The organism is Emticicia sp. MM (assembly GCF_001649495.1).
Genome location: NZ_LXHX01000035.1, coordinates 24,111 through 39,384, shown reverse-complemented (window position 1 = coordinate 39,384; position 15,274 = coordinate 24,111). Strand labels below are relative to the sequence as shown.

Sequence of the window (15,274 nt, the reverse complement as noted above, 5' to 3'; positions counted from 1 at the left end):
AAAGACCACAAGCAATTAAATACTAATTTATTCAATATTAAGATTTATTCATAAAAAATGAATAATTTAGTATAACTATTAGTGAATTTAAGATAAGTTTTTATTTTCTCTAACATCTAATTTTGTCTTATCAATTTAGAAAAGAGTATTTTTTTCTAAATTCTATCATTAATTAATTATATCACTTACTCTTTGCAATATGAAACCATCTTGGATTGGCGTATATCCTGCCGTAACGACTCCTTTTTTTCAAGACGAAAGCCTTGATTTAGATATGTTTAACTTCAACATCGAAAAACAAATCGAAGCAGGAGTTCATGGAATTATTATTTGTGGCTCGTTGGGAGAAAACGGAACCCTTACAACTGATGAAAAACTAACCTTGCTTGAATCGGCAAAGAAAACTATTGCTGGACGAGTTCCATTGGTTATTTGTATTGCAGAGTGCATTACTCGTGAAGCAGTAGCTATCGCTAAAACCTACGAACAAGCTGGTGCAGATGGCTTTATGTTATTACCTCCGATGCGTTATTCGGCTGATGAACGTGAAATTCTTCATTATCTTCACCGTGTAGCCGATTCCACTGATTTGCCTGTATTGGCCTATAACAATCCATTGGCTTACAAAAATTTTATTTCGATACCAATGTTTCATGATTTAGCTGCGAATCCACATTTCGAGGCTATGAAAGAATCAACTGGTGATATTCGTTATATGACAGATATCATTAATGAATTTGGTGGTCGCTTCAAAATAATGTCAGGAGTTGATGATTTAGCTTATGAAAGCCTTGTCATGGGTGCCGATGGTTGGGTAGCAGGTTTGGTAGATGCTTTCCCAAGAGAAACCGTCGTAATTTATGAATTAGTAAAACAAGGACGCTACGAAGAAGCTCGTGCAATATATCGTTGGCACTTCCCTTTGATGCACTTAGATGTGTCAACTAAATTCATTCAAAATATTAAATTAGCCCAAGTTGCTACTGGACTTGGCACCGAATGGGTACGTGAACCACGCTTACCATTGGCAGGTGAAGAAAGAGAAAGAATCTTGAAAATCATCAACGATTCTTTAGCAACAAGACCAGTTTTACCACAAATCTAACATTCCTACACTTTTTTGTTAATATGCAGGGTGTGTGAATAACAAACTGTGGGACCGACTATTTAATGCTTTGATAATCAATAGATTAACTAGTCTGTTTCACAGTTAAAAAAATCTATTAACTATGACAAAATCATTCTTCTGTATTGATGCTCATACTTGCGGTAATCCTGTACGTTTAGTGGCAGGTGGTGGCCCCAATTTAGAGGGTAAAAATATGTCGGAAAAACGTCAGCATTTTCTACGAGAATATGACTGGATTCGTAAAGGTTTAATGTTTGAACCTCGCGGGCATGATATGATGTCGGGAAGTATTTTATACCCGCCCCATGACCCCGAAAATGATGTTGCAGTACTTTTCATCGAAACTTCTGGTTGCCTTCCAATGTGCGGGCACGGCACGATTGGTACGATTACAATAGCCATCGAACATGGACTAATTCAACCTAAAAAGCCAGGTTTTGTTCGAATGGAAGCCCCTGCGGGCTTGGTTTTAATTGAATATAAACAAGAAGGCAACAAAGTAAAATCAGTTAAATTGACCAATGTTGCGTCATTTTTGGCTGCAGAAAATATTGAAGTCGAATGTCCAGATTTGGGAACGTTAAAAGTTGATGTAGCTTATGGTGGAAACTTCTACGCCATTGTTGATGTACAGGAAAACTTCCCGGGTTTAGAACATTTTAAAGCTGACCAATTAATTGCTTGGGCAAGAGTTCTACGCGAAAGAATCAATGAAAAACATACTTTTGTTCACCCTGATAATCCGACAATCAATGGCTTAAGTCATATTGAATGGACAGGAAAAGTAATTGACCCTACTTCAACTGCTCGAAATGCAGTATTTTATGGCGATAAGGCGATAGACCGTTCGCCTTGTGGCACCGGAACTTCGGCTCGCATGGCACAATGGGCAGCCAAAGGCAAACTCAAAGCTGGCGATGAATTTATTCATGAAAGCATCATTGGTAGCAAGTTTATCGGTCGAATTGAAGGAACAACAAAAGTGGGGAATATTGATGCAATCTATCCAAGTATCGAAGGTTGGGCAAGAATTTATGGTAATAATACCATAACTATTGATGACCAAGATGACCCCTATGCATTTGGTTTTCAGGTGATTTAACCCCAAGCCCTAAAGGGTTGCGAAATACTAAAATATTAAATTAGAATATGAAAGCAATAATAGAGAATACCGAAAACTCTCTTATAGGTCATTCTGAAAAGTCGACTAGGGATATTACCATCATCGGCAGTGGAGTAATTGGCTTATTTTCAGCTTATTACTTGAGTAAAAAAGGATATGAAGTAACAATCATCGAACGAACAAATGGTGATGATAGCTGTTCGATGGGCAATGCAGGAATGATTGTTCCGAGCCATTTTATTCCTTTGGCTGTACCGGGTATGATTGAAAAAGGTATTCGATGGATGTTTAACGCTGAAAGTCCCTTTTATGTAAAACCACGCTTGAGTGTAGATTTAATTTCGTGGGGTTTGAAATTTTATCAAGCAGCCAACAAAAAGCAAGTTGAACGTGCAATGCCTGCCCTTCGTGATATTAGTTTGTTGAGCAAAGCACTTTATCAAGACTTATCTAAAGATGCAGCATTTAACTTTGCTTTTGAAGAAAAAGGCTTAATGATGCTTTGTAAAACTGAACACTCTTTTGAGGAGGAGGTCGAAGTAGCACATCAGGCAAAAGAATTAGGTCTTGAAACAAAAATTCTTTCAGTAGCAGAATTACACAAACTCGAACCTGAAGTAAAACCCGATGTTGCAGGAGCAATTCTCTATACTGGCGATGCCCATTTATACCCAAACCAGTTGGTCAAGAATTTGAAATCTTACCTTATAAATAAGGGTGTAAAGTTTCTTTATAATACTGAAGTAACAGGTTTTGAATTTGAAAAAAAGGAGATAAACAAAATAAAAGTTAAGCAAATAGCAGGAAACTCAACTAAGAATTTAGAACTTAAAACTCAGAACTTAGTTATCGCTACTGGTTCTTGGTCGCCTAATTTAGCAGAAATGCTTAATATTGGTTTGCCCATGCAAGCAGGTAAAGGTTATAGTGTAACCTACCAGCAAAATGAGGGTCAAAAACTAAATATTCCTTCAATTCTGTTAGAAGCGAGAGTAGCTATTACGCCAATGTCTGATAACTTGATTCGTTTTGGAGGAACAATGGAAATTGGTGGAATCAATGATGAAATCAATATGAATCGAGTGCGAGGAATCATCAAAGCAGTGCCAAACTTTTTCCCGAATTATGATATCAAAATACCTGAAAAAGAGCAAGTTTGGTATGGACTTCGTCCATGTTCTCCCGATGGTTTACCCTACATCGGACGAACCAATAGCTATAAAAACTTAATCATTGCCTCTGGACATGCCATGATGGGCCTTAGCCTTGCTCCCGCAACTGGCAAGTTAGTTCAAGAAATCATAGATAATGAAAAAAATAGTATTGATATAAGCCTTTATAATCCTGAAAGATATGATTGATTAATTGAATCATAAATTATTTTAAATAAATTTTATCCTCTTTAAATCTCAATGATTTGGAGAGGATTTTCTTTTTATACTCATTCATAACTCATTAAGAATGAGACAAATTATCTTGATTATACATCATCCATGATAGATTTTCAAAAAATGTTTTTTTAAGTTATATTGCTTGATATTTGTAACAATAAAATCAAAAACTATCTTTAATAAGTACAATCTTAATTTAAAATGTAGCTTATATGATAACATTAGATGAGTGGAAGACAAATAAAGAAAAATGGCAAGATAAAGACCTGGCCTTAATGGCTTCTGATGATGGATGGAAAAGGCGAAGTCAAAAGAATGACATTACAATTTGGCAGCAATCTTTTCCTGACGATAAAAACGATTTATTCAAATGGCGATTACCTAAGGTGGCGGCCAATCACCACGAAGTTTTTGATGTATTTATCAATAAAATGATTGATTATCACCATTATTGGACATCAGAATACACAGGTGGGTATCTTGTAAAAGAAATTGACGAAAATACACAAATCATTTATCAACAATTTAACCCTAATAAACCATTTATTTCAAAACGTGATTTATTGTATATTCAATGGTCAAGAATAGTTGATAAAAAAACAATTCAAACCTGTTTTAGGTCAATTATTTGGGACGAAATTCCTGTACCTAATGGCTACGAGCGTATTGATTGGTGGGGTGGACATTTATTTGAAGCTAATCCTGATGATTCAAGTCAACTAGTATTTATTGATAGAGAAAACCAAGGTGGTTTTTTTCCTTACTTTATGATGAATTTAGTAATGCCTCAATATCTCATTTATCAATATGAAAATATCATTTCTTTTTTTGAAAAAGGAGGCACAAATGCACATCAAAAACTCCCAGCTGCTCAAAATTCTGCCCTGAAAATCAAATATCAATAAACCGAAATTAATTAAAATGCAAATCTTCAACTGGCTATCTGATAAAGAAGCAATTATTAATCAAATTTGGACAATTACCTTAATTGCCACGGTTGTTTTATATATATTATGCAACCTCCTTCCCGATAGAATAGTAGGAATGTTTTTACCATTACATAATGTTTTCAAACCACAAACTAATATTGATTTAGACTATCAATCAATTGGTTATGTTCTTTTGCATACCACTTGGGCTACACGCATCACTCATTCTACAATCATTATCGAAGCTGTTTTATGGTTTGTTATTTTTGAAAGTTGGCATTGGACTATACCCTTCGCTGCATTAATAATGATAGTTATTCAGTCAGTTTTAATTGGTGATAAAAAATTCGGAATTGCTTTTATAGTTATTGGTTTATTGACCTATTTTGGGGCAATTTTTACTATCCAACTTTGGGAAATAACAAATGCTGTTTTGTTCGCAAAAGTTTTATTGATGTTGGGAGGTTTAATGCGAATGCTCAGTCATTCAGCGGAGTTAGTTCCTCCTCTATTAATAAATAAAACTGACCAATTTGAAAAATTAGACTTGAATAAAATAACATTTAGGCTACTTCTTTCCTCTCCTATTGGCTACATCGGTGAATTTGGTAGTAGCTTACCTAATCGAATTTTACCCATTCAAGTAAACTATATCAATCAAACACTTTTTGGCATTACTCCTGAAAAAAATCTGTCGTGGAATGAGATTTCAGAATCGGCTAAAAAGGTTTTGTTAGGTGGATATTCAAAATTAAATTCATTGAATAAATATTACGAAAGTGTTAATGGAGGTAAATAAATCGATTACTTAATTCATAGTAAATTGACCAAAAAATAAATTTCTAAATCATTAAACTGTAAAATATGACGAAATCTTTTTTTTAACTTAATTTTACATTTAACTATTTCCCAAACACTTCAATTCCTTAATCAACAAATGACCCTAACCAACCAAAAACACTTATTTTCGCTCGATGAAAGTATAACTTACCTCAATGGAGCGGCCTACTCTCCTACCCTCAGAAGTTCTGTTCAACGAGGAATCGAAGGAATTAATCTCAAAGCATCAAATACTCACCTAATAAAAGGCTCAGACCATTTTACGTTACCTCAAAAAGTACAAAAGCTTTTTGCTCAAATTATAAATGAGCCTGATTATGAGCGAATTGCCATCATTTCCTCTGTGTCTTATGGGATGGCAGTAGTTGCCCATAATGTACATCGCTTGCCAAATCTTAAAAATAAAACACACATTATACAGATTCAAGATGAATTCCCGAATAATGTATATGCTTTCGACCGAGTTTGTCAAGAACATCATTTAGTCTATAAAACAATAGCTAAACCAGAAGTTTTAGAGAATCGTGGTGGACTATGGAATCAAGCTGTTTTAGAAGGTATTAACAACGAAACAGCCATGGTGGTTATGCCTCACATTCATTGGATTTATGGTGTAAAATTCGATTTGGAAGCCGTTTCGAAGCGTTGCAAAGAAGTTGGTGCCTTATTGATTATTGATGGTACTCAATCAGTTGGAATATTAGATTTTGACATTCAAAAAATTCAACCTGATGCACTTATTTGTGCTGGGTATAAATGGCTTTTAGGGCCTTATAGTATTGGAGCAGCTTATTTTGGTGAGTTTTTTGATGAAGGAGTTCCAGTTGAGGAGTCGTGGATGCATCGAAAAGATAGTGATAATTTTGCCCAACTTATTCGTTATGAGCGAGCTTACCGCCCCAAAGCTCAACGCTACAATATGGGGGAGCACTCACAATTTATTCAAATGCCCATGTTTGAAGATTCACTAACACAGCTATTGGCATGGGGAATAGAAAATATGCAATCATATTGTTCAGAAATCATTGAAAAACCTTTAATAGCACTTCAAGAATTAGGTTGTTGGGTTGAAGAAAGTAAAAATAGAGCCAATCATTTATTAGGCATTTCTTTACCAAAAAAGATTAATAATCAATCATTTACAGATAAACTTGCCGCAAATAAAATTATTGTTTCCAATCGTGGCGTTGCGATTAGAGTATCACAAAATATTTATAATTCTGAAGCTGATTTATGGAAATTGGTTGAAGTTTTAAAAAATAGTTTATAACTTATTTCAAATTCCTTTATAGCTATAAAACTCTCATACATGTATTTAATAACAAAAATCAGTATTTGTAAACGTAGTCTAAAAGTCATTCTGTTTTTTTTCCTCTTTAGCCTGCAAGTAGGATATGCACAAAATAAAATCTGGGAATCATTAGCACTCGAACCTACGGTTGTAGGACAAAGATTTATTATCCCCGAAAAATACAAGGTATTTAAACTAAATGTTAATGCATTAAAAACATCTTTGAGTAAGGCTCCTTTAGAAAATTCAGCTTCTGCAAGACTTGCAGCAATTAGTTTGGAAATCCCAATGCCTGATGGTAAAATAGAACCTTTCTTTATAGTAGAATCTCCAATCATGGAAGAAGGGCTTGCTGCCAAATTTCCCGAAATAAAAACTTATGCTGGTTACAGTATTAATAATCCTAGCATTAGCGGCCGTTTTGATTTCACATCCTCAGGCTTTCATGGAATGATTTTTTCTACAGAAGGAATATTTTTTATTGACCCTTATAGCCGTGGTAATATTGAGCATTACATAGCTTATGATAAACGAGATTATACCTCAAAAAAAGCATTTAGCTGTAGCTTCGACCCTCAAATTCATAGTGTTAATATTGATACCCCAACTAATCCTAAACAAAATAGGATTTTATCACCTAATATTACCAATACTCAAATCGGAGACGGTGTTTTACGTAATTATCGCCTTGCACTGGCTGCTACTGGAGAATACACAGCTTTTCATGGCGGCACAGTGGCTCTGGCCTTAGCTGCCCAAGTAACAACAATGAATCGTGTGAATGGCGTTTTCTTGAGAGATTTTGCCGTAAAAATGAATATTGTTGCCAATAATAACTTAGTTGTTTATACAAGTGCAGCTACAGACCCCTACACTAATGATGATGGAGGTACGATGTTATCGGAAAATATCAATAACTTAAATTCGGTAATTGGTAGTGCAAACTATGATATTGGACACGTTTTTAGTACTGGTGGAGGTGGAGTTGCCTACTTGGGAGTTCCATGTAGTTCTTTTAAAGGTGGGGGTGTAACCGGCTCTGGAGCACCCATTGGCGACGCTTTTGATATTGATTATGTAGCACACGAAATGGGACATCAATTTGGCGGAAATCATACCCAAAATAACAATTGCAATCGTAATTCAACTACCGCATTTGAGCCTGGAAGTGGCTACAGTATTATGGGTTATGCTGGTATTTGTTCACCAAATGTTCAAAATAATAGCGATGCTCACTTTCACGGAGGAAGTTTAAGCGAAATGCTCACTTTTATTACAGGCTCGGGAAATTCTTGTGCCACAAAACCCGCCTATACGAATGCAAAACCAACAATTAATTCCAACACAGCAAGTCAAACAATTCCCAAAGGCACCCCATTTATGCTTTCAGGACTTGCAACTGACCCCGACGGGAACGCTTCTTTAACTTATTGTTGGGATCAAATGGATACGCAAGTAGCTACACAACCACCCGTTGGAACTGCAACTGGAGGCCCAAGTTTTAGAGGTTTTTCTCCTGTAAGTAGCGGTACTCGCTACTTTCCAAAGCTGAGTGATTTAGTAGCTAATGTTTCACCAACTTGGGAAGTTTTACCAACAGTTGCACGCACACTTAATTTTAGATTAGTTGTTCGGGATAATGCCACTGGTGGCGGCACAAATGACCGTGTTGATATTGTTTTGACAGTTGATGGAACCGCAGGGCCATTCGTTGTGAATTCACCCAATACAACTGGAATTAGTTATACAGGTTTTAGTACTCAAACAGTTACATGGGCAGTTGCAAGTACTGATATAGCTCCGATTAGCTGTACAAACGTTGACATCTTACTCTCAACCGATGGGGGGCTGACCTACCCAACCACACTTGCATCTAATGTGCCAAATAATGGTTCTGCTAGTGTTACAATGCCAAACATTAATACAACTACTGCACGAATAATGGTAAAAGGCACAGGCAAAGCTTTTTTTGATATCTCCAACAATAATTTTTCAATTACTCCATGTACTGCTCCAAACTCACCTACTAGTGTATCTGTAAGTAGTACAAATATTTGTTCAGGAACAGCTATTACCTTAAATGCTACTTGTGCAACTGGAACAGTTTCATGGTACAGTGACTTAACAGGAAGTGATTTACTTGGAACTGGAACTGGATTCAGCCAATCACCGATTGCCAATAAAACCTATTATGCTGCTTGTGTAGCTTTAAACTGTCCCAGTAGTAGAGTAGCAACAAACCAAGTAAATGTAACCACTCAACCTAGTATTCCAACTAACGTTTCGGTTAGCTCGACAAGTATCTGTTCTGGTACTGCCGTTTCTTTAAATGCAACCTGCACCGTTGGTACTGTTACTTGGTATAATTCCTCTACTGCAGTTAGTGCTCTTGGTACTGGAACAGGATTCTCACAATCACCTGCAAGTAATATCACTTATTACTCCGCATGTGAAAATGGTAGTTGTAAAAGTACGAGAGTGGCAACAAACCAAGTAAATGTAACCACTCAACCCACTACCCCTACAAATGTAGCGGTAAATGCTTCAAGCATTTGCCCGGGGACTGCCGTTACATTGACCGCCAATTGCTCTGTTGGTACTGTTACGTGGTACAATTCAGCTACTGGAAACACTGTTTTGGGTACTGGAACTGGGTTTTCAAACTCACCAGCGAGTGCAACGACCTATTATTCCTCATGTGAAAACGGTAGTTGTAAAAGTACAAGAATAGCTACGAGCCAAGTAATTCTTGCACCGACTTCTTCTACACTTACCTCAAATTTTTCGTCGGGTACCAATTCTATTCAAACGATACAAACAATTATTGCAACTAATAAAATTATTTCGCCTGCAAAAACCACCTATAAAGCAGGCAATTCTATTTCATTAAATAATGGATTTGAAGCACAAAATGGCAGTGTATTTTTGGCACAAATTCAAGGGTGTAGTAACTAAGAAAAAAGCCCAATTCTAATTTAAGAATTGGGCTTTTTCATTAACTATTCTGATTCACAATTGGTGCTACTTGGGTTCCGATGAGTTCAATGGCATTCATAAGCTTTTCGTGAGTTAGACCAGCATTATCCATTTGGAAAGTGACCCTCGTTATTCCTCCTAAAGCTTCACTATGACGAAGAATTTTTTCAGCAACTTCTTGCGGATTTCCTATAAGAAAAGCTCCTAGTTCTCCAGTCTGAGAATCAAAATGCGAACGCTGTACTGGTGGCCAACCTCTTTCCTTTCCAATATTGGTAAACATTTCTGCATACCCCGGATAAAATTCTTCGATAGCTTGTTCAGTAGATTCTGCAACATAGCCTAAGGAATGTAGGCCCACTTGCAATTCTTCTGGAGCGAATCCAGCCTTTAAACCTGCTTTTCGATATAAATCAATCAATGGTCTAAAACGATGGGTTTCTCCGCCAATTACAGCTACCATCAATGGTAAGCCCAACATACCCGCACGTACGAATGACTGTGGAGTACCTCCTACACCAATCCAAATTGGCAGTTTTTGCTGTAAAGGTCGTGGGTATATTGCCTGATTATATAAAGCAGGACGAAACTTTCCTTTCCAATTCAATACTTCATTTTCACGAATTTTAAGTAATAAATCTAAATTTTCAGTGAACAATTCATCATAATCTTCTAGGTCTAGACCAAACAAAGGGAATGCATCAATGAAAGAACCACGCCCTACAACCATTTCAGCTCTACCTTGAGATATTAAGTCGAGTGTTGCAAAGTTTTGGAAAGCCCTGACAGGGTCAATTGCACTTAAAACCGTCACGGCACTTGTCAACTTTATTCGCTTAGTTCGAGCAGCAGCGGCAGCTAAAATCATCGTTGGTGCAGAATCGAGAAATTCTTTTCGATGATGTTCGCCAATTCCAAATACATCTAATCCAACTTCGTCAGCTTTAACCATTCGCTCAAGCAATTCATTAATTGACTGAACGGGGGTTATAGTCTCACCTTGATTATTTTTTAAAACTGCTGCAAAGCTATCTATTCCTATTTCCATTATACCTTTTGAAACATTATTGCTTTCTTTTATTCAACTCATTGACTACTTCCTCAACTCTACCTGAATTTTTCTTACCCATAAATAAAACTAAAGCAAGAATAGCAAAGGTCCAAAATCCGCCCTTGTTTGTTGCACTCCAAACGGCACAGCCAATTAGAATTCCCATCAATACAGCGAAAACAATTCTTTCACTTTTTCTTTTCTTCAGTTCATCTACTAATTCTTGGTCAGTAAATTCAGTAATGAGTTTCTTCGCCATTAGTCAAATACAGTTAATTCTTCACTAAATCTGTTAATAGTTCAATCCAGGCGTCTGAATCATTCAAACTTTCTACGAGCTGCCAATGTTCACCACCATTTTCTTCGAAAAGCTCTTTGTATTCATCACCAACTTCTAAAGTTGTTTCCAAACAATCAGCAACAAATGCAGGAGAGAAAGCTAAAACCTTTTTCACTCCTTTTTTAGCTAAATCTTTTACTAAATCTTCGGTGTAAGGTTTAATCCATTCTTCACGACCTAATCTTGATTGAAAACAAGTGGTATAAGTACCTTCTTTTAAGCCTAATTCTTTCACCAATAATCGAGTAGTTTCGAAGCATTCGGCACGATAACAATGTTGATTTAAAGCAGAAATAGAATCACAACAAGTACCTAGCTTACAAGTATTTCCTGTACAATCTCCCTTTCGAATTTGGCGGGCTGGAATGCCATGATAACTAAAAATCACGTGGTCATAGTCTTGCTCTGCCAAATGTTTTTTACCCATTTCGGCAAACGCATTCACAAATTTTGGGTGATTATAGAAATAATTAACAAACTTTATTTCTGGAATTACTTGCCATTTAGTTATAATTCGCATGACTTCTTCATACACCGAACCCGTCGTGGCAGAAGCATATTGTGGAAAAAACGGGATTACAATTATATTATTCAAGCCCATTTGTTGAAATTCTTTCAATTTCGACTCAATACTTGGACTCTGATAACGCATTGCCAATTTCACCACATATTCATCACCTAAAGCATCTTGCAGTTGGCGTTCGTTTGCCTCTCCATAAACTTTGAGTGGAGAACCTTCGTTTGTCCACAGTTCTTTATAAGCTTTTGCCGATTTTGGTGAACGAAACGGTGCAATAATTAAATTAACCAACATCCAGCGAGGAATGAAAGGATAATCAATTACACGACCATCCATTAAAAATTCACGTAAATACTTCCTTACATCTGGCACGTTTGGGCTATCAGGTGTGCCTAAATTTACGATTAAAACTCCAGTTTTTCCAACCATTTCTTCAATTTCATGAAGAATAAAGAATATTAAATGAGTAGCTGTAACACATCATTCTAAATCCTTAATTCTTAATTTAAAACTCAATTTTATCCTTTTTCTTGTTATAATCTTTTGCTTTACTAAAGTCGGGCTTTTTGAAATCAGTATAAATTGATTCAGGTAAAGCCTCAAATACTTTAATTTCAGTTAAATCACGGTCACCACGTTCTCCTGATAATAGCACCTTACCATAAGACTTATACTCTGTCCATGGACGAGTAAAACCTGGTTTATCATCAGTCGATTTTGCATAATAAGACCATTGAGTCATCAGATTACTTTCCTTTTCAACCCAAATTTTGTACATATTGTTTGGAGTATTACCAACTTCCTTGAAAGTTAATTGCAAATTATAAGCATCTTTACCCTCATCTGTCTTTCCCTCACCCAAATACTTCAAGGTTACTCCATTATCTTTTAATTTGAAAGGCATTGTCAGCCAATAAGAATCATTAATCCAGGCACCTTTACCAGCTTTGATGTATTTTTTCAAAGAGTCTGGGTTAGTTTGTTCCGCACCCCATTTATACACTCTACCCGTTTCGGTATTGATGTTCAATAAAGTAACCGAATTATCTCTTAAATTATCAATTCTTACATTACCTGACCATTTATCCCAAGTAAGTCGTCTTGCACCGAAGAAGTTCCATGTGATATGGCGAGTATTATCCCAAGCCTTTTGTCCACCCATGGCCTCCATTACTTTATCTGCAATTTCAAGGGCCTTAGAATCTGACGTTTCCTGTGCTTTTAATACCTGAATACTAAAGAACAGTACTACAAAAACAAACATTTTTTTCATAGAATTTATTGATAAAGGGTTTAAAATCAACTGATTAAATTTTATTTAATATTAAAATAATCCTATTTTATTTTTTTTAATTGCCGTTTAATAAATAACACAAAATCAATTTGCGAATTTTCGCTTTTATTATTAACTTTGCTAACATATTATTAAATAATACAAATATGAACACATCCTCTATCTCATCGACAACTACAATGCCTCTTTCTAACGAAACGGTGAACATTCTTGATGTTCTACGAGTAATAGGCATGCAAGAAGTAACAAATAATGTATTTACACTACCTACAAAGAAGAAAAAGAAATAATACCTTTTAATTAAAACACCGCCAATAGCCATCAAGAAATATCTAAATGCTATTGGCGGTGTTTTTTTATTGGTGCCAATCTCTTAGTAAGCTCTCACTAGCTTGCCTTCCATAAAGTTAACAAATGCACGATTAACAACTCTATTTCCACCTCGGGTTGGGTAATTACCAGTAAAATACCAATCTCCTAAATGGCCAGGGCATGCTTTATGTAAATTCTCAACTGTTTGATAAATCATAGCCACTTCAGCTTTCATGGTTTCTGGAGTAACTATTTGAGCAATTTTCTGAGAAATTTCTTCATCAGTAAATTTATCATAAAGTTGTTTTACGAAATTCTCATCATATGCATTATCTGTTTGTAATGCACCAACACTTTGAGCATACACTTCTTGCTTCAGATATTCAATGCCGTTTTCACGAAGAAGTTCAAGCATTGCTCTAAATGCAACAAATTCTTTCATCTTCGACATATCAATTCCATAACAATCTGGGTATCGGATTTGTGGTGCAGAAGATACGATGATTACCTTCTTCGGACCTAAACGGTCGAGCATCTTCAAGATACTCTTCTCAAGGGTAGTTCCTCTTACAATTGAATCATCAATCAATACAACTGTATCAATTCCTTTACGAATTACTTCGTGGGTCATTTCATAAACATGTGAAACCATTTCATCGCGTTCATCATCGTTGGTGATAAATGTACGAAGTTTCACATCTTTCGACACTAATTTTTCGATTCTTGGACGGAAAGAAAGTACTTTTTTGATTTCTTCCGAAGATAAATTACCATCCGTAATTCGTTTTAATCGCCAATCAGCTAAATATTGTTCCAATCCTTCCACCATACCAAAGAATGCACTCTCGGCCGTGTTTGGTATGTATGAGAAAACAGTATTTTCTAAATCATAATTGATTTCCTGTAAAATCTGTGGAATCAATAATTGCCCTAATTTCTTACGTTCCTCATAAATTTGTGGGTCTGAACCACGAGAGAAATATATACGCTCGAAACTACAAGATTTTCGCTCCAATGGTTTCATAATCTGAAACTCATTGTATTCACCGTGTTTATCAATAATCAAGGCATTTCCTGGTTGAACTTCCTTGATATCTTCATAATTTGCATTAAAAGCTGCTTTGATTGCTGGTTTTTCTGAAGCCACAATTACCACTTCATCATTCGCCCAGTAGTATGCCGGACGAATACCCGCTGGGTCACGAACCACAAATGCCGCTCCAAAACCAGTTACTCCCGCCATAGCATAACCGCCATCGAAATCACGACAAGCACGGTGTAATACGCGTGGCAAATCCATGTTATCTTCGATAATATCAGAAAGTGCGGGGTTTTCGTAGATTCCTTTGAAACGGTCGAATACTCTTTGGTTTTCTTCGTCGAGGAAGTGACCAATTTTTTCCATGACCGTTACTGTATCACCTGTATCTTTTGGATGTTGCCCGAGTTTTATCAATTTACGGAAAAGTTCTTCGGCATTGGTCATATTAAAGTTTCCTGCTACCAACATATTTCGGCTACGCCAGTTGCTCTGACGTAACATTGGGTGACAGTTTTCAATTTCGTTTTTGCCATGAGTACCATATCGTAGGTGCCCTAACCAAACCTCACCCGAATACGCCAAATTTTCTTGTAACCACTGAGCGTTTTTAAACTTATCAGGATTGTTACGAAGAACCTCCTTGTATTTTTCATTGATTTTACTGAAAATATCGACTACTGGACGATTTTCAACTGAACGATAGCGGCTAATGTAACGATGCCCCGGAGGTACATCTAGTTTTACATTTCCTACGCCTGCTCCATCCTGACCACGATTTGATTGTTTTTCCATCAAAACATAAAGTCGTTGGATGCCATAGAGGGGTGTACCGTATTTATCGATGTAGTATTGGAGTGGTTTGCGAAGTCGAACAAGGGCAATGCCACATTCGTGTTTAATTGCGTCGCTCATTTAGAATTTTGGAGAGTTTGATGATGCAAAGTTCTAAAGAATATACGTCCCTTGCAAAGAAAAAGTTCTATTTGTTATGAGAATATTAAGTCCTTTAACAAACGGTATCAAAATTAAGTGAATT

General features: G+C 36.3%; 13 protein-coding genes. 8 read left to right on the top strand and 5 right to left on the bottom strand.

Annotation, left to right across the window (positions count from 1 at the left end; genetic code table 11):
* Window positions 1-199: 199 nt before the first annotated feature.
* The 7 genes from A6M55_RS05260 (at window position 200) to A6M55_RS05230 (ending at window position 9,658) form a co-directional block, all read left to right on the top strand.
* The gene (locus A6M55_RS05260; RefSeq protein ID WP_015030291.1) at window positions 200-1,105 is read left to right on the top strand and encodes a dihydrodipicolinate synthase family protein; all 906 of its coding nucleotides are present in this window, start codon (window positions 200-202) and stop codon (window positions 1,103-1,105) included.
* Between the two features lie 124 nt (window positions 1,106-1,229).
* Window positions 1,230-2,231 carry a 4-hydroxyproline epimerase gene (locus tag A6M55_RS05255; protein ID WP_015030290.1) on the top strand — a complete coding sequence of 334 codons (1,002 nt, stop codon included), beginning with the start codon at window positions 1,230-1,232 and terminating at the stop codon, window positions 2,229-2,231.
* A 47-nt stretch (window positions 2,232-2,278) separates the two neighbouring features.
* Window positions 2,279-3,613 (top strand): FAD-binding oxidoreductase, encoded by a 1,335-nt coding sequence (locus A6M55_RS05250; RefSeq protein ID WP_082892931.1) that lies wholly within the window; start codon window positions 2,279-2,281, stop codon window positions 3,611-3,613.
* A 242-nt stretch (window positions 3,614-3,855) separates the two neighbouring features.
* On the top strand, window positions 3,856-4,548 hold the full coding sequence (locus tag A6M55_RS05245) for a hypothetical protein (RefSeq protein ID WP_064196812.1): 693 nt from the start codon (window positions 3,856-3,858) through the stop codon (window positions 4,546-4,548).
* Between the two features lie 16 nt (window positions 4,549-4,564).
* Window positions 4,565-5,371 (top strand): hypothetical protein, encoded by an 807-nt coding sequence (locus A6M55_RS05240; protein ID WP_064196811.1) that lies wholly within the window; start codon window positions 4,565-4,567, stop codon window positions 5,369-5,371.
* Window positions 5,372-5,509: 138 nt separating this feature from the next.
* Window positions 5,510-6,682 (top strand): aminotransferase class V-fold PLP-dependent enzyme, encoded by a 1,173-nt coding sequence (locus tag A6M55_RS05235; RefSeq protein WP_064196810.1) that lies wholly within the window; start codon window positions 5,510-5,512, stop codon window positions 6,680-6,682.
* A 39-nt stretch (window positions 6,683-6,721) separates the two neighbouring features.
* A complete protein-coding gene (locus A6M55_RS05230; RefSeq protein ID WP_064196809.1) occupies window positions 6,722-9,658 on the top strand; it encodes a reprolysin-like metallopeptidase in 2,937 nt (978 codons plus the stop codon).
* A gap of 40 nt (window positions 9,659-9,698) precedes the next feature.
* On the opposite strand, the gene A6M55_RS05225 is transcribed toward A6M55_RS05230, so the two are convergent.
* The 4 genes from A6M55_RS05225 to A6M55_RS05210 all read right to left on the bottom strand — a co-directional run bounded on the left by A6M55_RS05225 (window position 9,699) and on the right by A6M55_RS05210 (window position 12,854).
* Complete coding sequence (locus A6M55_RS05225; RefSeq protein WP_015030284.1) at window positions 9,699-10,727, bottom strand: LLM class flavin-dependent oxidoreductase; 1,029 nt, start codon at window positions 10,725-10,727, stop codon at window positions 9,699-9,701.
* Window positions 10,728-10,743: 16 nt separating this feature from the next.
* Window positions 10,744-10,989, bottom strand: coding sequence for a hypothetical protein (locus A6M55_RS05220; RefSeq protein WP_064196808.1), 246 nt, complete (start codon window positions 10,987-10,989; stop codon window positions 10,744-10,746).
* A gap of 13 nt (window positions 10,990-11,002) precedes the next feature.
* A complete protein-coding gene (gene hemH / locus A6M55_RS05215; protein WP_064196807.1) occupies window positions 11,003-12,019 on the bottom strand; it encodes a ferrochelatase in 1,017 nt (338 codons plus the stop codon).
* A 76-nt stretch (window positions 12,020-12,095) separates the two neighbouring features.
* On the bottom strand, window positions 12,096-12,854 hold the full coding sequence (locus A6M55_RS05210; RefSeq protein WP_156510985.1) for a hypothetical protein: 759 nt from the start codon (window positions 12,852-12,854) through the stop codon (window positions 12,096-12,098).
* A gap of 176 nt (window positions 12,855-13,030) precedes the next feature.
* On the opposite strand from A6M55_RS05210, the gene A6M55_RS17290 reads away from it, so the two are divergent.
* Window positions 13,031-13,174 (top strand): hypothetical protein, encoded by a 144-nt coding sequence (locus tag A6M55_RS17290; protein WP_156510984.1) that lies wholly within the window; start codon window positions 13,031-13,033, stop codon window positions 13,172-13,174.
* 83 nt (window positions 13,175-13,257) lie between these two features.
* Here the strand turns inward: A6M55_RS17290 and A6M55_RS05205 are convergent, their stop codons facing one another.
* Entirely contained in the window at window positions 13,258-15,150 is a 1,893-nt protein-coding gene (locus A6M55_RS05205; RefSeq protein ID WP_015030279.1) for an amidophosphoribosyltransferase, read from the bottom strand.
* Window positions 15,151-15,274: the final 124 nt, after the last annotated feature.

Excerpts from the sequence above, each read along its gene's own strand:
- A6M55_RS05260 (WP_015030291.1), top strand. The coding sequence starts at position 200 with ATGAAACCATCTTGGATTGGCGTATATCCTGCCGTAACGACTCCTTTT.
- A6M55_RS05255 (WP_015030290.1), top strand. The coding sequence starts at position 1,230 with ATGACAAAATCATTCTTCTGTATTGATGCTCATACTTGCGGTAATCCT.
- A6M55_RS05250 (WP_082892931.1), top strand. The coding sequence starts at position 2,279 with ATGAAAGCAATAATAGAGAATACCGAAAACTCTCTTATAGGTCATTCT.
- A6M55_RS05245 (WP_064196812.1), top strand. The coding sequence starts at position 3,856 with ATGATAACATTAGATGAGTGGAAGACAAATAAAGAAAAATGGCAAGAT.
- A6M55_RS05240 (WP_064196811.1), top strand. The coding sequence starts at position 4,565 with ATGCAAATCTTCAACTGGCTATCTGATAAAGAAGCAATTATTAATCAA.
- A6M55_RS05235 (WP_064196810.1), top strand. The coding sequence starts at position 5,510 with ATGACCCTAACCAACCAAAAACACTTATTTTCGCTCGATGAAAGTATA.
- A6M55_RS05230 (WP_064196809.1), top strand. The coding sequence starts at position 6,722 with ATGTATTTAATAACAAAAATCAGTATTTGTAAACGTAGTCTAAAAGTC.
- A6M55_RS05225 (WP_015030284.1), bottom strand. The coding sequence starts at position 10,727 with ATGGAAATAGGAATAGATAGCTTTGCAGCAGTTTTAAAAAATAATCAA.
- A6M55_RS05220 (WP_064196808.1), bottom strand. The coding sequence starts at position 10,989 with ATGGCGAAGAAACTCATTACTGAATTTACTGACCAAGAATTAGTAGAT.
- hemH (WP_064196807.1), bottom strand. The coding sequence starts at position 12,019 with ATGGTTGGAAAAACTGGAGTTTTAATCGTAAATTTAGGCACACCTGAT.
- A6M55_RS05210 (WP_156510985.1), bottom strand. The coding sequence starts at position 12,854 with ATGTTTGTTTTTGTAGTACTGTTCTTTAGTATTCAGGTATTAAAAGCA.
- A6M55_RS17290 (WP_156510984.1), top strand. The coding sequence starts at position 13,031 with ATGAACACATCCTCTATCTCATCGACAACTACAATGCCTCTTTCTAAC.
- A6M55_RS05205 (WP_015030279.1), bottom strand. The coding sequence starts at position 15,150 with ATGAGCGACGCAATTAAACACGAATGTGGCATTGCCCTTGTTCGACTT.